Source organism: Pseudomonas moorei (genome assembly GCF_008801475.1).
GTDB lineage: Bacteria > Pseudomonadota > Gammaproteobacteria > Pseudomonadales > Pseudomonadaceae > Aquipseudomonas > Aquipseudomonas moorei.
On record NZ_VZPP01000011.1, the window covers coordinates 186,483 to 205,533 of the forward strand.

At 60.7% G+C, this 19,051-nt stretch carries 20 protein-coding genes; 6 read left to right on the forward strand and 14 right to left on the reverse strand.

The genetic code is table 11. The features are described 5' to 3' along the window. Window positions 1-68 precede the first annotated feature (68 nt). From F7R06_RS21865 to F7R06_RS21880, 4 genes are all read left to right on the forward strand, one after another. Entirely contained in the window at window positions 69-674 is a 606-nt protein-coding gene (locus tag F7R06_RS21865; protein ID WP_090327557.1) for an LPS-assembly lipoprotein LptE, read from the forward strand. Between the two features lie 39 nt (window positions 675-713). Further along, window positions 714-1,751 (forward strand): DNA polymerase III subunit delta, encoded by a 1,038-nt coding sequence (holA, locus tag F7R06_RS21870; protein WP_090325466.1) that lies wholly within the window; start codon window positions 714-716, stop codon window positions 1,749-1,751. A 111-nt stretch (window positions 1,752-1,862) separates the two neighbouring features. After that, window positions 1,863-2,027, forward strand: a complete 165-nt coding sequence (gene arfA, locus F7R06_RS21875) for an alternative ribosome rescue factor ArfA (protein WP_065908951.1) — start codon at window positions 1,863-1,865, stop codon at window positions 2,025-2,027. Window positions 2,028-2,089: 62 nt separating this feature from the next. After that, the gene (locus F7R06_RS21880; protein ID WP_090325469.1) at window positions 2,090-3,412 is read left to right on the forward strand and encodes a lytic murein transglycosylase; all 1,323 of its coding nucleotides are present in this window, start codon (window positions 2,090-2,092) and stop codon (window positions 3,410-3,412) included. 73 nt (window positions 3,413-3,485) lie between these two features. On the opposite strand, the gene F7R06_RS21885 is transcribed toward F7R06_RS21880, so the two are convergent. From F7R06_RS21885 to F7R06_RS21945, 13 genes are all read right to left on the reverse strand, one after another. Then, complete coding sequence (locus F7R06_RS21885) at window positions 3,486-4,436, reverse strand: S66 peptidase family protein (protein WP_090325471.1); 951 nt, start codon at window positions 4,434-4,436, stop codon at window positions 3,486-3,488. 169 nt (window positions 4,437-4,605) lie between these two features. Next, a complete protein-coding gene (gene lipA / locus F7R06_RS21890; protein ID WP_090325473.1) occupies window positions 4,606-5,628 on the reverse strand; it encodes a lipoyl synthase in 1,023 nt (340 codons plus the stop codon). A 1-nt stretch (window position 5,629) separates the two neighbouring features. Further along, window positions 5,630-6,277 (reverse strand): lipoyl(octanoyl) transferase LipB, encoded by a 648-nt coding sequence (gene lipB, locus F7R06_RS21895; protein ID WP_090325474.1) that lies wholly within the window; start codon window positions 6,275-6,277, stop codon window positions 5,630-5,632. Continuing rightward, entirely contained in the window at window positions 6,277-6,552 is a 276-nt protein-coding gene (locus F7R06_RS21900; RefSeq protein WP_090325476.1) for a DUF493 domain-containing protein, read from the reverse strand. The genes lipB and F7R06_RS21900 overlap by 1 nt, the downstream gene beginning before the upstream one ends. Before the next feature lie 87 nt (window positions 6,553-6,639). Next, window positions 6,640-7,797, reverse strand: coding sequence for a D-alanyl-D-alanine carboxypeptidase family protein (locus F7R06_RS21905; protein ID WP_090325478.1), 1,158 nt, complete (start codon window positions 7,795-7,797; stop codon window positions 6,640-6,642). Window positions 7,798-7,978: 181 nt separating this feature from the next. Beyond that, window positions 7,979-8,986: a septal ring lytic transglycosylase RlpA family protein gene (locus F7R06_RS21910; RefSeq protein WP_090325480.1), complete on the reverse strand. Its 1,008-nt coding sequence runs from the start codon at window positions 8,984-8,986 to the stop codon at window positions 7,979-7,981. Continuing rightward, complete coding sequence (gene mltB, locus F7R06_RS21915; RefSeq protein WP_090325482.1) at window positions 8,986-9,996, reverse strand: lytic murein transglycosylase B; 1,011 nt, start codon at window positions 9,994-9,996, stop codon at window positions 8,986-8,988. Before mltB ends, F7R06_RS21910 begins: the two co-directional genes overlap by 1 nt. Before the next feature lie 17 nt (window positions 9,997-10,013). Further along, the gene (gene rodA / locus F7R06_RS21920) at window positions 10,014-11,117 is read right to left on the reverse strand and encodes a rod shape-determining protein RodA (protein WP_090327560.1); all 1,104 of its coding nucleotides are present in this window, start codon (window positions 11,115-11,117) and stop codon (window positions 10,014-10,016) included. A gap of 31 nt (window positions 11,118-11,148) precedes the next feature. Beyond that, complete coding sequence (mrdA, locus tag F7R06_RS21925) at window positions 11,149-13,044, reverse strand: penicillin-binding protein 2 (RefSeq protein ID WP_090325484.1); 1,896 nt, start codon at window positions 13,042-13,044, stop codon at window positions 11,149-11,151. 10 nt (window positions 13,045-13,054) lie between these two features. Beyond that, the gene (rlmH, locus tag F7R06_RS21930) at window positions 13,055-13,522 is read right to left on the reverse strand and encodes a 23S rRNA (pseudouridine(1915)-N(3))-methyltransferase RlmH (protein WP_007937439.1); all 468 of its coding nucleotides are present in this window, start codon (window positions 13,520-13,522) and stop codon (window positions 13,055-13,057) included. A gap of 9 nt (window positions 13,523-13,531) precedes the next feature. After that, window positions 13,532-14,026 carry a ribosome silencing factor gene (gene rsfS / locus F7R06_RS21935; protein WP_090325486.1) on the reverse strand — a complete coding sequence of 165 codons (495 nt, stop codon included), beginning with the start codon at window positions 14,024-14,026 and terminating at the stop codon, window positions 13,532-13,534. A 73-nt stretch (window positions 14,027-14,099) separates the two neighbouring features. Then, window positions 14,100-14,822, reverse strand: a complete 723-nt coding sequence (nadD, locus tag F7R06_RS21940; RefSeq protein ID WP_090325488.1) for a nicotinate-nucleotide adenylyltransferase — start codon at window positions 14,820-14,822, stop codon at window positions 14,100-14,102. After that, on the reverse strand, window positions 14,791-16,062 hold the full coding sequence (locus tag F7R06_RS21945) for a glutamate-5-semialdehyde dehydrogenase (RefSeq protein WP_090325490.1): 1,272 nt from the start codon (window positions 16,060-16,062) through the stop codon (window positions 14,791-14,793). Before F7R06_RS21945 ends, nadD begins: the two co-directional genes overlap by 32 nt. A 188-nt stretch (window positions 16,063-16,250) precedes the next feature. On the opposite strand from F7R06_RS21945, the gene F7R06_RS21950 reads away from it, so the two are divergent. Together F7R06_RS21950 and F7R06_RS21960 are read left to right on the forward strand one after the other, a co-directional pair. After that, entirely contained in the window at window positions 16,251-16,949 is a 699-nt protein-coding gene (locus F7R06_RS21950) for a DNA-3-methyladenine glycosylase (RefSeq protein WP_090325492.1), read from the forward strand. A 180-nt stretch (window positions 16,950-17,129) separates the two neighbouring features. Next, entirely contained in the window at window positions 17,130-18,446 is a 1,317-nt protein-coding gene (locus tag F7R06_RS21960) for a bifunctional DedA family/phosphatase PAP2 family protein (RefSeq protein WP_090325495.1), read from the forward strand. 6 nt (window positions 18,447-18,452) lie between these two features. Here the strand turns inward: F7R06_RS21960 and F7R06_RS21965 are convergent, their stop codons facing one another. After that, window positions 18,453-19,043, reverse strand: a complete 591-nt coding sequence (locus F7R06_RS21965) for an LON peptidase substrate-binding domain-containing protein (protein ID WP_090325497.1) — start codon at window positions 19,041-19,043, stop codon at window positions 18,453-18,455. Between the last annotated feature and the right edge of the window lie 8 nt (window positions 19,044-19,051).

Sequence of the window (19,051 nt, forward strand, 5' to 3'; positions counted from 1 at the left end):
TGCCTGGCGCCGCGTAAAACCTTTCGGGCCGCATGATCGGCCCACGTGGTTTCAAGGGGAGCAACACAATGATCAAACGCAATTTGCTGGTGATGGGCCTTGCGGTCCTGCTGAGCGCCTGCGGTTTCCAGCTGCGCGGCACCGGTACTACAGAACTGGCGATCAAGGAGCTCGATCTGAGCGCGCGCAACGCGTACGGCGAAACCGTGACGCAATTGCGCCAGGTGCTGGAAAGCAGCGGCGTCAAGGTCTACACCGGTGCACCTTATAAACTGGTGCTGACCGATGAGCAGGAAAGCCAGCGCATCCTCAGTTACGCCGGTGCCGGTCGTACTGGCGAGTACCAGGTGACCACAGTCCTCAATTACGACATCCGTGGCCAGAACAACCTGGATCTGTTGAGCGACAAACTTGAAGTACAGAAAATCTTCATCCACGACGGCAACAACCTGGTGGGCTCTGACCAGGAAGCTGCAACTGCACGGGGCGAAACCCGTCGCGAGTTGATTCAGCGCATGATCCTGCGCCTGCAACAACTGACCCCGGCCCAGCTCGATCAGTTGCAGCAGACTGCCAATGCCAGGGCCAAGGCTGAAGCCGCGGCGCTGGAAGCGGCGCAGAAGGCTGAAGCGGAAACACCGCGTCAGTCGCCTGTTGAACTGCCGAAGCAGTAAGACTTACGGGGCGTTCAAACGCCCCGTTTGCCCTCGCCTATGAAACTCGCCCCCGCTCAACTCGGCAAACACCTGCAAGGTGCCCTCGCGCCGGTCTACGTCATCAGTGGCGATGACCCCTTGCTGTGTCAGGAAGCCGCCGACGCGATCCGCGCCGCCGCTCGCCAGCAAGGTTTCGATGAACGCCAGGTTTTTGCCGCCGATGCCAGTTTCGACTGGGGTACGCTGCTGCAAGCCGGCGCCAGCATGTCGTTGTTCGCCGAAAAGCGCCTGTTGGAACTGCGTCTGCCCTCCGGCAAACCTGGCGACAAAGGTGCCGCCGCACTCATCGAGTACTGCTCGCGACCGGCCGAAGACACGCTGCTTCTGATCAGCCTGCCAAAGCTGGATGGCAGCGCGCAGAAAACCAAGTGGGGCAAGGCCCTGGTCGAAGGTCAGCAAACCCAGTTCGTGCAGATCTGGCCGGTGGATGTCAGCCAGCTGCCGAGCTGGATCCGTCAGCGCCTGTCCCAGGCCGGGCTTTCCGCCAGCCAGGACGCGGTCGAGCTGATTGCTGCACGGGTCGAAGGCAACCTGCTGGCCGCCGCCCAGGAAATCGAAAAGCTCAAGCTGATGGCCGAAGGCGGCCAGATCACCATCGAAACCGTGCAGGCAGCGGTGGCCGACAGTGCGCGCTTCGATGTCTTCGGCCTGACTGATGCGATTCTCAACGGTGAAGCCGCCCATGCCCTGCGCATGCTCGAAGGGTTGCGCGGGGAAGGTGTCGAACCGCCGGTCATTCTCTGGGCGCTGGCCCGGGAGCTGCGCCTGCTGGCCAATATCTCATTGCAATACAGCCAGGGAACGCCCCTGGACAAAGCCTTCAGCCAGGCCAAGCCGCCCGTTTGGGACAAGCGCAAACCCCTGATGAGCAAAGCCCTGCAGCGCTACTCGGCGCAACGCTGGGCGCAGTTGCTGCTCGAAGCACAGCGCATCGATGCACAGATCAAGGGCCAGGCAGCTGGCTCGCCGTGGATGAGCTTGAGCCGATTGACGTTATTGATGGCGGGCCAGCGCCTTACGCTGCCTGCCGAGTGACCTCGCTCCTACAGGGTACGGCGTAGTTACTGACCACTCACCCTATAGACAGAACCCCAACTTCGGCGGATGATTTGCTCCGCAAAAACCACTCACTTGCGAGCATCCATCATGAGCAAAAAGCCGTCCAGACACGGCCCCAACAAGGCCAAATCCATCATCGCCCAGCCACTGTTCCGCAGCCGTCAGGAACGAGCCGGCAAGGGCAAAGGCAGCTACCGCCGCGAAGCCTTCCAGTCTAATAGCTGGGAGGCTTCTTACTTTCTGGCAGCCTGAAAGGCATGCATCGGCTCAACATGTTAAGGTCTGCATCTGATCCGTTTTCCCTGGACCCGTGCATGCCCCTTTGTCTTTCCCGTCGTTGGCACCTGCGCCAATTGATTGCTGCCTCCAGCCTCATTTTGCTAGTCGCCTGCGCGGAAAAACCCACCGCCGCCGACGCCCAGCCGCTTCAGACCCTTCCCGTCACCACCGCCCCTGCTGTGGTTCCGCCAGTGGTACCCAGCGACGAAAATCTCGACATCCAGCCGACTCAGACCTTCGCCGAATGGCTGGCAGGTTTCCGCAAGGAGGCCCTGGCCGCCGGTATCCGCGCCGACCTGTTCGACCGTGCCTTCGCCAACGTCAGCTTCGACCCCAGCGTGATTCGTGCCGATCGCAGCCAGCCGGAATTCGCCCGACCGGTATGGGAATACCTCGACGGCGCCCTGTCGCCACTGCGGGTACGCAAAGGCCAAGCACTGGTCAGCCAGTACGACGGCATCCTGCAAAGCATCGAGCAGCGTTACGGTGTCGATCGCCAGGCCCTGGTGGCGGTATGGGGCATGGAAAGTAACTTCGGCCAGTTCCAGGGCAACAAATCGGTGATCAATTCACTGGCGACCCTGGCCTATGAAGGCCGACGCCCTGCCTTCGCTCACGCGCAATTGATCGCCGCCCTGCAGATCCTGCAACAGGGCGACATCGAACCGGACAAGATGCTCGGCTCCTGGGCCGGCGCCATGGGCCAGACCCAATTCATCCCGACCACCTACAACACCCACGCAGTGGATTTTGATGGCGACGGTCGCAGGGATATCTGGGGCAGTGCCAGCGACGCCCTGGCGTCGACCGCGCATTACCTGCAAAGCTCCGGATGGCAGAAAGGCCAGCCATGGGGATTCGAGGTGCAATTGCCGAGCGGCTTCAACTACTTCCTGGCTGACGGCACGATTCGCAAAAGTGTCGCCGAATGGCGCCAACTGGGTATCACGCTGCCCAATGGAAGCCAGGCCCCGGCAGGCACTGAACAGCTATCCGCCGCATTGTTGCTGCCAGCCGGCTATCGCGGCCCGGCATTCCTGGTGCTCGATAACTTCCGCGCGATCCTCAAATACAACAACTCTTCGTCCTACGCACTGGCGGTGAGCCTGTTAGCCGAACGTTTCAACGGCGCGGGCCTGATCAGCGGCACCTGGCCGAAAGATGATTTGCCATTGAGCCGTACCGAGCGCATTGAACTGCAGAACCTGCTGAGCGCCCAGAACTACGATGCGGGCACCCCGGACGGCATCATCGGCGCCAACACGCGCAAGGCGATCCGCAGCGCCCAGCAGTCGTTTGGCTGGCCGGCGGATGGCTATCCGACGCACAAGTTGCTGGAAGGTCTTCGCAGCCGCTAAATGCTTCGCGGGCAAACCGTCACCCTCAGGGTGGCGGCTTGCCCGCGATGACGACCTGACAGGCAGTGCCGTTCTAGCGCCTGATCACCACATCCTGCTCCAGCAGCAGCTCCTGCCTGCCCGCATTCAGCCTGACCAGCGCGCCCATGGGCAACGTCAGATTCGGATCACAATGCCCGCTGCGCCACCCGGACAGCACCGGAATCCGCAACGGCTCGAACGTCTGCTTGAGCAATCGTTCCAGGGAAGGCACATCGACCCCTGCCACGTCCCCGACCAGAACGCCACGCAGCTTGCGCAGTGTCCCGGCAAGCCGTAGATGGGTCAGCAATCGATCGATGCGATACAGCGGTTCGTTGATGTCTTCGATAAACAGGATGACACCCTCGGCATCGATCTCGTAAGGCGTGCCCATGGTTGCGGCAATCATCGACAGGTTCCCGCCCAGCAAGCGTCCATGAGCGATGCCAGGCTCGATCGTGGTCAATGGGAAGGCCTCCGGATGCGCCAGCACGCTGCCAGTCTTCAAGTGGCCACGCAGCATGTTGAGGAACGAAGACTCAGTGGGTTGTTGCCGCTTGCCGAGCAGGTCGGCATTGAGCAGTGGACCATGGAACGTCACAAAACCCGCATGGCGACTGATCGCCAGGTGTAACGCCGTAATGTCGCTGTAACCGATGAACGGCTTGGCATTATTGCGCAGCAGGTCGAAATCGATACGGTCAAGCAAGCGTGGCGTACCGTACCCTCCTCGCAGGCAGATGATGGCGTCGACCTCGGTATCAGCGAACGCCGCATGCAAATCGTTGAGCCGCACCTCATCGCTACCGGCGAGGTAGCCTTCCTTTTCGTAGACGCCGGGAAACACTTTGAGCGAATAGCCTCGGTCGCGCATCCATTGCACGGCCTTGTGGGTGTCCAGCGCAGCCGGACCGGCAGGCGCAATGACGCCAATCAGCCCTTCCATCGGCAATGCCGGAACGGGAGCATTTGGACAAAGCGTGTGGGTCGGTCGAACTGTCATCCATATCTCCCTGCGTAAAACCTCAATACACAGTAGTCAGGAATGGGGGCAAACAGAAGAGGCTTCGTTGCCCCGCAGGTTGCAGGAAAAGCGCGGAGGGTCGTGGGCAAGACAAAAAAATGCCCGCTCGGCTCACTGCCTGGCGGGCGTTTTTTCTGTCTTCAGCTCATCAGGACGACATCAACTCGGCCTTGACCAGTTTCGCCTGCTCGTCGGCGTGGTACGAAGAGCGCACCAACGGACCGGAAGCGACGTTCTTGAAGCCCATCTTGTAACCTTCCTCGGCGAACCAGGCGAAGGTGTCCGGGTGTACGAAACGCTGAACCGGCAAGTGGCTGCGGGACGGTTGCAGATACTGACCCAGGGTCAACATGTCGATATCGTGCTCGCGCATGCGCTTCATGACTTCGATGACTTCGTCGTCGGTCTCGCCCAGCCCCAGCATCAGGCCGGACTTGGTCGGAATGTGCGGCATCATCTGCTTGAAGCGTTGCAGCAGGGTCAGCGACCACTGGTAGTCCGAGCCCGGGCGCGCGGCCTTGTACAGGCGCGGCACGGTTTCCAGGTTGTGGTTGAACACATCCGGCGGCTCGGCCGCGGTGATTTCCAGTGCGATATCCATGCGGCCGCGGTAGTCCGGAACCAGGGTCTCGAGCTGCACGTTTGGCGACAGCTTACGGATCTCGCGGATGCAGTCGGCAAAGTGCTGGGCGCCGCCGTCGCGCAGGTCGTCACGGTCTACCGAGGTAATGACCACGTACTTGAGGCGCAAGTCGGCGATGGCGATAGCCAGGCTTTCCGGCTCGTTGACGTCCAGTGGTTTCGGACGACCGTGACCCACATCGCAGAACGGGCAGCGACGGGTGCAGATGTCGCCCATGATCATGAAGGTCGCGGTGCCACCGGAGAAGCACTCGCCCAGGTTCGGGCAGGAGGCCTCTTCGCACACGCTGTGCAGCTTGTGTTTACGCAACAGCGCCTTGATGCGGTCCACTTCCGGAGAAACCGGGATGCGCACGCGAATCCAGTCAGGCTTTTTCGGCAGCTCAGTGGTCGGAATGATTTTTACCGGGATGCGTGCAACCTTTTCGGCGCCGCGCAGCTTTACGCCGGCTTCAACCTTGGCACGCGGGGCCGGACGCTCGGTGACATCCTGCGTCGGGATCATGGTTTGCACTGCATCAGTAGTCATATCAGTCGATTCCGCCCGTTAGGGTCGTCTGCTCAGCATAGTCGAGGTGTTTGACGAGCTGCGCGCGCAGCCGGGCACTTACCTCGGCAAATTCAATCGGTCCTGCGTGATCGCTCAGCTGGGTCATCGCCAGCCCGGCGTAGCCGCAGGGATTAATCCGTCGAAACGGTTCCAGGTTCATGTCCACGTTCAGGGCCAGGCCGTGAAAGGAACAACCATGGCGGATCCGAAGACCCAGGGAAGCAATTTTCGCCCCGTCGACGTAGACACCCGGAGCATCGGGCTTGGCCGCAGCCGTCACGCCATAACTGGCGAGCAGTTCGATCAGGCACGTCTCCATGCGGGTCACAAGGTCACGGACACCGAAACCCAGCTTGCGCACATCCAGCAACAGGTAGGCCACCAATTGCCCCGGACCGTGATACGTCACCTGGCCACCGCGGTCGACCTGTACCACCGGAATATCTCCCGGCAGCAACAGGTGTTCGGCCTTGCCAGCCTGACCCTGGGTGAACACCGGCGGGTGCTCGACCAGCCAGATCTCGTCGGCGGCATTGCTGCCGCGTTCGTTGGTGAAGCGTTGCATGGCATGCCAGACCGGTTCGTAAGCCATCTGGCCAAGTTCGCGAAAGCCCAGCGTGCCAGACATCACAGCACCATGTGCACGAAGCCGGTAGCCCGCAGTTCGCTGTTGATGTTGTACAGCTGATCCTGGTCGGTGGCGACGATGTGCAACTGAATCGTGGTGTATTTGCCGTTGGTGCTTTGACGCTCATCCACACGCTCATCGTTGATCGTCGCGTGTTTCTTGACGATCTCGATGATCCTGTCTTTGTTGCCAACGCCGGTATCGCTGATCACCTTAACCGGGTAATCAACGTTGGGAAATTCGATCTTTGGCGCCTTTACTTCGGTATCGGTCATGGCGTAACGGCCTCGTAAGCGTAAGCCGTGGCGACGGGCAAGGCCCCGGGCTGGATCAGCGCGGAGCCATGCAGGTGCACACTAAATTCAGTTGAACAGGCTGTAGAAGAATAGACGGATGCTATCCCACATGCGGCGGAAGATACCACCTTCCTCGACAGCATCCAGAGCGATCAGATCAGCGCTATGCACAACCTTGTCGTCCAGTTTGACTTCCACCTTGCCGATCACGTCGCCCTTGGCGATTGGCGCAACCAGTTGCGGGTTCATGGTCATGCTGGCAGCAAGCTTCTTCAGCTGGCCTTTTGGCAGGGTCATGGTCAGGTCTTCAGCCAGACCGGCCTTGACCTGGTTGGTGGAGCCTTTCCAGACAGGGGCCTGAGCCAGCTCGGCGCCTTTCTGATAGAAGGTCTGGGTTTCGAAGAAACGGAAGCCGTAAGTCAGGAGCTTCTGGGTCTCGGCGGCGCGCGCCACTTCGCTGTTGGTGCCGAACACCACGGCGATCAGACGCATGCCATCACGCACGGCCGAAGACACCATGCAGTAGCCCGCTTCGTCGGTGTGGCCGGTTTTCAGACCGTCAACGGTCTTGTCGCGCCACAGCAGCAGGTTACGGTTCGGCTGCTTGATGCCGTTCCAGAAGAACTCTTTCTGCGAGTAGATCGCATAGTGAGCCGGATCTTCGTGAATGATCGCGCGAGCCAGCACCGCCATGTCGTGAGCCGACGAGTAGTGCTCAGGGTTCGGCAGACCGGTCGGGTTCATGAAGTGGGTGTTGGTCATGCCCAGATCGGCAACGGTTTTGTTCATCAGGTCGGCGAACGCGTCTTCGCTGCCGGCGATGTGCTCGGAGAGCGCAACGCTGGCGTCGTTGCCCGACTGAATGATGATGCCGTGCAGCAGGTCGCTGACGGTGACTTGCGAGCCGACCTTGATGAACATCCGCGAACCGCCGGTACGCCAGGCGTTTTCACTGACGGTCACCGGATCGTTTTCGCCGATCTGGCCACGACGGATTTCCAGGGTCGCGATGTAGGCGGTCATCAGCTTGGTCAAGCTGGCTGGCGGCAGACGCTGGTCACCATTGTTCTCGACCAGCACGTTGCCGCTGCTGGCGTCCATGAGCACATAGGCCTTGGCGGCCAGTTGCGGTGGCGATGGCATCATCTCGGCCGCGAACGCGGCAGGTGAGAGGAGCAGCGGGACTAGAAGGCACAGGCGTTTGGCAAAGGTGGTGATGTTCATCCGTCTCTCGAAATCGCTAATGGAAACTGCCCAAGGGCAAAACTAATCAAATGACTTTCTAACGAGTCATCGCGTATTCAGTTGCTCACTCCAGTCACCCTTTGCCGGGTTTTTGTTCTCGACGAGCCAACAACCTGGTTCACTCCCGACTGCAAGTGAACCCTCAAACAAGTCCTACGTATTACTCCGTGACCACACTCGGCGAACCCAGGTTGGCCAGGCGCACGCTGTTCTGCACTTGCTGGATTTCACCCTGTGAAGCGATCGGCCCCAGTCGTACCCGGTGCAGCGTCTGCTGATTGCGTACGATCGAGCTGATGAACACCGGAGTGCTCACCATCCCGCTGAGTTTCGACCTCAGGAGTTCTGCGGCGTCCGGGTTGGCGAACGCTCCCACTTGCAGATACTGACCAGCGGCTGGTGAAGAAGCGCTTTTTTTGGCCTCCAGCTGAACGGGCACAACTGCAGCGGCGTGTTGCTGTGGCGGTGGTGTCCATTGCTCGACGGTGCCGGCCGAAGCCGTGATCGTCGGGGCGCTATTCTGCGCGACTTGCGGCTCGTTGAGCATCAAAGGCGCTGGACGGCCTTTGGCTGCCCACCATTGTTGCGGGTCGATGCCTTCAACCTTGACCCGGGCGGTGCCGATTTCGGCATAGCCAAGCTTCTTGGCCGCCGCGTAGGACAAATCGATGATGCGGTCCGAATAAAACGGCCCACGGTCGTTGACCCGCAGGATCACGCTCTTGTTATTGTCCAGGTTGGTCACCCGAACGTAACTTGGCAACGGCAGTGTCTTGTGTGCCGCGCTCATGCCATACAGGTCATAGACTTCGCCGTTGGCGGTGTTCTGACCATGGAACTTGGTGCCGTACCAGGACGCGGTACCCGAGGCGACGTAAGTCTTGGAATCCTGCAGCGGAAAATAGGTTTTGCCCAACACGGTATACGGGTTGGCCTTGTAGGGACCGGTGTGCAGGGTCGGCGTGGCATCCGGGATGCGCGACACATCGACATCCCACCACGGCGCGCCATCCTTGTGGGCACGGTTAATGTCCAGCCCCGGCATGGAGCGCACGGCGGTGGAGGACTTCTGGGTCGGCGAGCGACTGGTCGAACAACTGGCGACCAGCACTGCCAACACGGCGAATGCCATCAGCTTCAGGGGTTTACTCATAGGCAATGCCCGCATTACTTGACGCCCCGTGCTTGGACCAGCTGTTCTGACAGTTGATGTACGGCCATGGCGTACATCACGCTGCGGTTATAACGCGTGATTGCATAAAAATTCTTCAGGCCCATCCAGTATTCGGGGCCATTATCGCCTTCCAGGCGGAATGCGGTAACCGGCATATCATCGCGCAGCGCATCATGACTTGACCAGCCCAAGGCCCGCAAATCTCCGACGGTTTTCGTCGGTTCGATGCCGTCGGTCAAACCTTCGTCGACCTGATCGCCCCGGACATCGGCACGACTGACCACCGGCTCCCCGGCCACCCAGCCATGTTGCTTGAAGTAACTGGCGACGCTACCGATGGCATCGTCCGGATTGGTCCAGATATTAATGTGGCCGTCACCGTCGAAATCCACCGCATAGGCGCGAAAGCTGCTCGGCATGAACTGCGGAAGGCCCATGGCGCCGGCGTAGGAACCCTTGAGAGTCAATGGATCGACCTGCTCTTCCCGGGCCAGCAGCAGGAACTCACGCAATTCCTTGCGGAAAAATTCGGCACGGGGAGGATAGTCGAAACCCAGGGTCGACAAGGCATCAATTACCCGGTAATTGCCGGTATTGCGTCCGAAAAAGGTCTCAACGCCGATGATTGACACAATAACCTGGGCCGGTACGCCGTATTCCTGTTCGGCGCGGGCCAATACCGCCTCATGCTGACGCCAGAAGTCCACACCGCGGGCAATCCGCGCGTCGGTGATGAACATCGGGCGATATTCGCTCCACTGCTTGACCCGCTCGGCGGGTTTTGAGATTGCATCCAGAATCGACTGTTTGCGCTCGGCTTCACGGAACACGCCCATCAACTGTTCGCCGGCAAAGCCGTAGTCGCGGGTCATTTCGCCGACGAACTCGGCCACCTGGGGTGAGCCCTCATAATCGCCGGCCAACGCTTCCTGCGCATTGCCAAGGATGCTTACCAGGCCGACCCATGGCGCGTATCGAGTCGCCCAGCCACGCATTACTTGCATTGAACTCTTCACCTTATTCAAACCTGTGCGATCCACTTGCGATGGGTATGGATCGACATCAAAACCCCAAACGCTGACAGCAGCGTCACCAGCGAAGTTCCTCCGTAGCTAATGAACGGCAACGGCACCCCCACCACCGGCAACAGGCCACTGACCATACCGATGTTGACGAAAACATATACAAAAAACGTCATGGTCAGACTGCCCGCCAGCAATTTGCCGAACAATGTCTGGGCCTGGGCGGTGATCACCAATCCGCGACCGATCAACAACAGATAGATCAGCAGCAATGCACAGATGCCCACCAGGCCGAATTCTTCGCCCATCACCGCAATAATGAAGTCGGTGTGGCTTTCCGGCAGGAAGTCCAGATGTGACTGGGTACCCAGCAACCAGCCCTTGCCGAATACACCGCCGGAACCGATGGCGGCCTTGGACTGAATGATGTTCCAGCCGGTGCCCAGCGGATCGCTTTCCGGGTCGAGGAAGGTCAGGATCCGTTGCTTCTGGTAGTCGTGCATGATGAAGAACCACATCGCCACGGCCACCGGCACGGCGGCGGCCAGCACGCTGAGGATCCAGCGCCAGCGCAGCCCGCCCATGAACAGCACGAACGCACCGCCAGCCAGAATCAACAGCGAGGTGCCCAGGTCCGGCTGCCGCACGATAAGAATGAAGGGCAAGCCAATCAGAAACAGACTGACGCCCACATGCTTGAGCTGCGGTGGCAACGTGCGCTTGGACAGGTACCAGGCGATGGTCGCCGGCATCAGGATTTTCATGAACTCCGAAGGCTGGAAGCGAATCACCCCCGGGATGTTGATCCAGCGTGTGGCGCCCATCGCGTTGTGGCCCATCACGTCCACCACCACCAGCAACAGCACACCGAGCACATAACCGACCGGCACCCAGCGGGCCATGAAGCGCGGCTCGAACTGGGCAATGACGATCATCGACACCAGGCCGATACCGAACGAAGTCGCCTGCTTGGCCAGCAGGTCCCAGCTCTTGCCACTGGCCGAATACAGCACGAACAGGCTGCCGGCGGCGAGGGTCAGCAGCAGAATCAGCAGCGGGCCGTCAATGTGCAGACGTTGCAGCAGCGTCGCACGACGACGCATCACATCCTCACTGGAGAGCATGCGATCAAAATTATTCATCACGGGCGGTAGCCTCCGCACTGTTAGGGCTGGCGTATTCGGCTTTGAGTCGACCGTCCTGATCCAGTAGCCAGGCGTCCATGACTTGACGAACCACCGGCGCGGCGACGCCGGAGCCGGACTCACCGTTCTCGACCATCACCGACACCACGATTTTCGGGTCATCGGCCGGCGCAAAGCCGACGAACAAGGCGTGGTCGCGATGGCGTTCCTGAACCTTGGAGCGGTCGTACTTTTCACCCTGCTTGATCGCGACCACCTGGGCCGTACCACTCTTGCCGGCAATCCGGTACTGCGCACCGATCGAGGCCTTGCGCGCCGTACCACGGGCGCCGTGCATCACTTGCTGCATGCCGTGGTTGACCTTGCTCCAGTCGGACGGGTCGCGCAGGACGATGTCCGGCATCGGGTTGGGATCCACCGGTTTCTTGCCTTCGATGGTCTTGGCCAGGTGCGGACGGTTCCATACGCCTTTGTTGGCCACCAGCGCGGTGGCCTGGGCCAGTTGCAACGGAGTCGACTGCATGTAGCCCTGGCCGATCCCGAGAATCAGTGTTTCACCCGGGAACCATGCCTGGCGGCGTGTTGCACGCTTCCACTCGCGCGTAGGCATCAAGCCCGGAGACTCTTCGAACATGTCCAGCGAGACCTTCTGACCGATGCCGAACTTGCTCAGGTACGACGACAAACGATCGATCCCCAGCTTGTGGGCCAGGTCATAAAAGTAGGTGTCGTTGGAGCGCATGATGGCCGTATCGAGATCGACATAACCGTCACCGGTACGGTTCCAGTTGCGGTACTTGTGGTCGTAGTTGGGCAGCATGTAGTAGCCGGGATCGAACACCCGGGTCGAGGCCGTGACCACGCCGGAATCCAGACCGGCAATCGCCACCGCCGGCTTGATCGTCGAGCCTGGCGGATACAGACCGCGCAGCACGCGGTTGAACAGCGGCCGATCGATGGAATCGCGCAACTCGGAATAGGCCTTGAAGCTGATGCCGGTGACGAACAGGTTCGGGTCGAAACTCGGCTGGCTGACCATCGCCAGCACTTCGCCGGTTTTCGGGTCCAGCGCCACCACCGCGCCACGGCGACCTCCGAGCGCGGCTTCGGCGGCTTCCTGCAATTTGATGTCCAGGCTCAGGACGATGTCCTTGCCGGGAATCGGATCGGTACGCTTGAGCACCCGCAACACGCGGCCCCGAGCGTTGGTCTCGACTTCCTCATAACCCACCTGGCCGTGCAGCTCGGGCTCGTAGAAGCGCTCGATGCCGGTTTTGCCGATTTGATGGGTGCCGCTGTAACTCACCGGGTCCAGAGACTTGAGCTCTTTCTCGTTGATCCGTCCCATGTAGCCCACCGAGTGCGCAAAGTGCGCGCCCTGCGGATAGTGACGAACCAGCTGCGCGACCACCTCCACCCCTGGCAGGCGGAACTGGTTCACGGCGATTCGCGCGATCTGCTCTTCCGTCAACTCGAACATGATCGGCACCGGCTCGAACGGCCGACGCCCCTGGCGCATGCGCTTCTCGAAAATCACCCGGTCCTCGGGCGTCAGCTCCAGCACCTGGACAATCACATCGAGCACTTGCTGCCAATCGCCAGAGCGCTCACGGGTCATGCTCAGGCTGAAGCTGGGCCGGTTATCGGCAATGACCACGCCGTTGCGGTCGTAAATCAACCCACGGGGTGGCGGAATCGGCTGCACATGGACGCGGTTGTTTTCCGACAGGGTCGAGTGGTACTCGTACTGGATCACCTGAAGGAAATACAGCCGCGCGATCAGCACGCCAATCAGTGTCACAACCGCAATTGCGCCGAACACGACACGACTACGCACCAGACGGGCGTCTTTTTCGTGGTCCTTGATGCGGATCGGCTGAGACATGAGGGCAGAACTACTTGTGGTAAGGGTGGCCGGACAACACGGTCCAGGCACGATACAGCTGTTCGCCGATCAGAATTCGCACCAGCGGGTGCGGCAACGTCAACGGCGATAGCGACCAGCGCTGATCGGCACGGGCACAGACTTCAGGCGCCAGCCCTTCAGGGCCACCGACCATGAAGTTCACTGTGCGCGAGTCCAGCCGCCAGCGATCGAGTTCGACCGCCAGTTGCTCGGTACTCCAGGGCTTGCCGTGGACTTCGAGGGTGACAACACGCTCGTTCGGCCCGACCTTGGCCAGCATGGCTTCGCCTTCCTGACGGATGAAGCGCGCCACGTCGGCGTTCTTGCCGCGGGTGTTGAGCGGTATTTCCACCAGTTCCAGCGCCAGCTCGGACGGAAGACGCTTGGCATATTCATGCCAGCCCTCTTCCACCCATTTGGGCATGCGTGAACCGACGGCGATCAGTCGCAGTCGCACAGCCGTTCCTTATTCCTGGTCTTTGTTGAGCTTGTTGAAATGCTCGTGACCAACTTCAGGGCTGTGGTGTTTGCCATCGGCGGCACGGCTCTGCTCGGCACCTTTCCAGAGACGCTCGAGGTCGTAGAACTGACGGGCGTTGGAAGTCATCATGTGGACAATCACGTCGTCCATGTCCAACAGCACCCAGTCGCTGTCGCCCTTGCCTTCTTCGCCCAGCGGCTTGATGCCCAGAGCCTTGACCGCTTCGCGGACCTTGTCCAGCATCGCGCCGATCTGGCGGTTGGAAGTACCGGTGGCGATGATCATGTAGTCGGTGATGCTCTGCTTGTCGCGGACATCGATGACCAATACGTCCTGGGCCTTGACGTCTTCCAGGGCCGCTACGGCGATCTTGACCAGATCTTCGCCTTTGGGGGCTTCAGCGCTGAACACCTTTTCCGGCAGCGGAGCACTCTTGAATGTGCCTTTGCGCTTTACTTTGTTTACGTCGTTGTTCGTCATAAAAAACTCGTTTTGCTCGTATGTTCGGGCGCTTCAATACACGTTGTTGCTACGTGCCTTGAGGCACTCCTATTCAGTTCGACGCACGGTAGAGCCCGTGCGCATCGATGTAGGCCAGGACCGCGTCGGGCACCAGGAAACGTACCGACTTACCGCTGGCCAGCAGTTGACGGATCTGGGTGGCGGATACCGCGAGCGGTGTCTGCCAGACGAATGCAATCTGTCCGCTCGGCCCTTTGAGGGCCAGCGGGTCGCTCACCGAGCGCGCTGCCAGCAGGTTGCGCAAGGCATCCGGCGGTTCGCTGTCGGCATCCGGGCGTTGCAACACCAGGATATGGCAATGCTGGAGCAACTCTTCCCAGCGGTGCCAAGTGGGCAGGCCGCAAAAAGCGTCCCAGCCCAAAAGCAGAAAAACCTGGTCATCCGCGGCCAGTTCGGCGCGCATCAGTTCCAGGGTATCGATGGTGTAGGACGGTTTGTCCCGCTGCAATTCGCGGGCGTCCACCACCAACGGCGCCACACCGGACACCGCGCACTTGACCATCGCCAGACGGTCTTTGGCCGACACCTGCGGCGTATCCCGATGGGGCGGCCTGGCACTGGGTGTCAGACGCAGCTCATCGAGCGCCAGCGATTCGGCGACTTCCAGTGCACCGCGCAAATGGCCGATGTGCACCGGGTCGAAGGTTCCGCCCAGTACGCCAATACGGCGAGGATTGGGCTCGCTGGCAGTGGCCGGGGCTGACGGGTCGAGGTCGCCCAAGTCAGGCCGACTCCTGTCCGCGCAGCTGTCCATCGCCGACCACGACATACTTCTCGCAGGTCAAACCTTCGAGGCCGACCGGGCCGCGGGCGTGCAGCTTATCAGTAGAAATGCCGATCTCGGCACCCAATCCATATTCGAAGCCATCGGCGAAGCACGTCGGGGTGTTGATCATCACCGACGACGAGTCGACTTCAGCCACGAAGCGCCGGGTGTCGCCCTGGTGTTCGCTGACAATCGAATCGGTGTGGTGAGAACCGTAATGGTTGATGTGTTCGATGGCCTGTTCCAGCCCATCGACCACGCGGATCGACAGGATCGGCGCCAGGTATTCGGTGCTCCAGTCTGCTTCCGTGGCCGGCAACGCATCAATAATTGCCCGCGTACGATCGCAACCACGCAGCTCGACGCCTTTCTCGCGGAACTGGCCAGCCATCGGCGGCAGGAAATCCTCGGCTACGGTTTGGTCGACCAGCAGCGTCTCCATCGCACCGCAAATGCCATAGCGGTAAGTCTTGGCATTGAAGGCGATACGCTGGGCTTTGGCGAGGTCGGCGTGAGCACTGACGTAAACGTGGCAAATGCCGTCCAGATGCTTGATCACCGGCACGCGGGCATCACGGCTGACCCGTTCGATCAGACCACGGCCGCCACGGGGGACGATGACGTCCACGTATTCCGGCATGGTGATCAATGCACCAACGGCGGCGCGATCGGTGGTTTCGACCACTTGCACCACGGCAGCCGGCAGATCGGCCTCGGCCAGACCGCGCTGGATACAGGCGGCGATGGCACGATTGGAGTGAATGGCCTCGGAGCCGCCGCGCAGGATAGTTGCGTTACCGGACTTCAGGCACAGGCTGGCGGCGTCGATGGTCACGTTCGGTCGCGACTCGTAAATAATTCCGATCACACCCAAGGGCACACGCATCTTGCCGACCTGGATCCCCGACGGTCTGTAGCTCATGTCACGGATCGCACCGACCGGATCCGGCAGCGCCGCGACCTGACGCAGACCGACGATCATGCCATCGATGCGCGCGGGGGTCAGCGCAAGGCGTTCGAGCAGGGCCGGTTCCAGACCATTGGCGCGGCCAGCTGCTAAATCCAGCTCGTTGGCAGCCGCCAGCTCGGTGCGAGCCGCGTCCAGCGCATTGGCAGCGGCCTGCAAGGCGCGGTTTTTCTGCGCGGTGCTGGCACGGCCGATGACGCGGGAAGCCTCGCGGGCGGCGCGGCCCAAGCGGGTCATGTAGTCAAGAACGGACTCAGTCATGGTCTGGAAGGGTCTTTATGAGGTCTTGGTAAAGAATAAAGCGGCAGATTATAGCTGTCGCGTCCACTGACTAACAGCGGTGACGGGCGGATGGTCGAAATGGAGGGCAATTTGCCGACGTTAAGCCGGGATTAAGCCGCAAATTGTTATCATCACGACTCAATCAGCCCTGATAAACGCCGTTCATCATGACTAATCTGACTGTTCGTGAGTCCGCCGAGAGCCTGCCCAAGGGCCTCCCGGACGCTTTTTTCGATCGTGACGCCCAAATTCTGGCCCGGGATCTACTGGGCAAAGTCATCCGCCATCGGGTCGGCGACCTGTGGCTCAGTGCAAGGATTATCGAAACCGAAGCCTACTACTGCGAAGAAAAAGGCAGCCATGCATCCCTCGGCTACACAGAAAAGCGTAAGGCTTTGTTTCTGGATGGTGGCCACATCTATATGTATTACGCCCGAGGTGGCGATTCCCTGAACTTCAGCGCGCAAGGCCCGGGCAATGCCGTACTGATCAAATCAGCCTACCCGTGGGTCGACGAATTGAGCGGACCGGCGAGCCTGGCGCAGATGCTGCTGAACAACCCCGACGCCAAAGGCCATCCACGCCCCTCGCAGAAACTGTGCGCGGGGCAAACGCTGCTGTGCAAGTCCCTGGGACTGAAGGTGCCCGTCTGGGACGCCAAACGCTTCGATCACGAAGTGCTGCTGGTGGAAGACGTCGGACAGACACCCCCCCATATTATCCAGGCGACCCGCCTGGGCATTCCGCACGGGCGCGACGAACACCTGATGTACCGCTTCGTGGACGGCGCCTATGCCGCCCATTGCACGCGGAACCCACTGAGACGGGGGCAGGTCGAAGGTCGCGATTATTTTGTGCTGTCCTGAATGCTGACAAATTTTTGATGCGACCCTATTGCTGTGGGAGCGGGCTTGCCCGCGATGAGGCCATACCCGTCGACATCGATGTCGACTGGCCTACCGCTATCGCGGGCAAGCCCGCTCCCACAGGGTTCGGTGACGTGTGGATTCAACAGGATCAATTGAACATTCAATGGAGTTGTCTTTATGGGCCCATGGCTCGATAGCGTGACCGCCTGGTTGACGGTCAACCCGCAATGGCTGGCGGCGGCGGTATTCATGGTTGCGTTCGTGGAGTGCCTGGCGATTGCCGGCCTCATCGTACCCGGCACGGTTTTACTGTTCGCCGTCGCGGTACTGGCCGGCAGCGGTGCGCTGTCCTTGAGCGAGACCCTGTTGCTGGGATTTCTCGCTGGCGTGCTGGGCGACGTCGTGTCCTATTTCCTGGGACGCCATTTCCATCAGAACATCCGGCGCCTGCCCGGGCTGCGCCATCACCCGGAATGGATCGCCGGGGCCGAGTCATACTTTCAGCGCTACGGCATCGCCAGCCTGCTGGTCGGGCGCTTCATCGGCCCCTTGCGGCCAATGCTGCCGATGGTCGCGGGGATGTTCGACATGCCCTTCCCACGCTTCTTCGCCGTCAGCCTGCTGGCGGCGGCGGGATGGTCGGTCGCGTATCTGCTGCCGGGCTGGACCACCGGCGCGGCGATTCGCTTGCCATTGCCCGAGGGCTTCTGGCTACAGACCGGGATAGTCGTCGGCAGCATTGCGGTCATGGTGGGATTGAGCGCCACCAGCAGCCTGCGCAGCCACCGCAACGCCACGATGTTCATTGCCGGCATGAGTTTTCTGATACTGGTGGGATTGTTTATCGGCTACCCGCACCTGACGGCCCTCGACCAGGGGGTGATGACCCTGATCCAGGAACACCGCAGCCCGGCGCTCGACGAAGCCGCCGTGGTTTTCACGCTGATTGGCGAATTCCGCAACATGCTGCTGTTCAGTGCCTTGCTGGTTGGACTGCTGCTGGTCACCCGGCAATGGCGTCAGGCGATCTTCGCCGGCAGCACTCTGATGTTCACCGCACTGGGCAACACCCTGACCAAACACTTTTTCACCCGCCTGCGCCCAGAAGTGCTCAGCGACCCGTTGACCAGTTACAGCATGCCGAGCGGCCATGCGTCAGGCTCTTTCGCGCTGTTCCTGACCCTCGCCGTGCTGGCCGGCCGCGGACAGCCACCACGGATGCGCCTGACCTGGCTGCTGGTGGGATGCCTGCCAGCGCTGGCAATCTCCCTTTCCCGCGTCTACCTCGGCGCGCATTGGCCGACGGATATCCTGGCCGGCGCGATGCTGGCGGCGTGCGTCTGCGCGGTGAGCCTGGGGTTGAGTCAGCGTCAGACTTCGCTCAATGCCCTGCCGCCCAAGGTGTGGTGGCTGGTATTGCCGGCGCTGGTGGCGTTGTTCGGATTCTTCGTGTTGCGGAATTTGCCGCACACGATGCTGCGGTATGCCTATTAAGAAAGCTCAGGCAAACAACTCGCCCTGCAACTCGTCCAGCAACGCCTGAATCGCATCCAGTCGTTGCTGCGGATCATCGAGCTGCAGGAGGTCGATCTTGTCCACCTCGGCAAACGGCAACAGGTAGGCCAACTGATTGGCCAGCGATTGTTGCCCCGTTGCTTCCGTGCCCATGTTCAGCGCTTCGACCATCGGGTGTTCGGCCAGCGCCTTGAGCAAGGCCACCAGATCGGCGTCCTCGTCCTGCAGCGGCTGCTCGGGCTCATCCTCCAGCCACTCGACCTCGGCGACGGTCAACTGATCGCGCTGAACCTCAGTGCGCAAGACATGGAATCGCCGACCGCCCTGGACTCGAATCCCGAGCAGGCCGTTGTCCTGCTGTTTGAAATCGGTGATCAGCGCCTCGCAGCCGACCAGCGCGTAACCCGCCGGAGCGATGCCGACTTCTTCGCCGTCGAGAATGCATACAACGCCGAATCCACCGCCCTGTTTCATGCAGCGGCCGATCATGTCCAGGTAGCGCGCCTCGAAAATCTGCAAGTCGAGGATGCAACCGGGGAACAGCACCGTGTTCAGCGGAAAAAGCGGCAGACTCATAGACATTT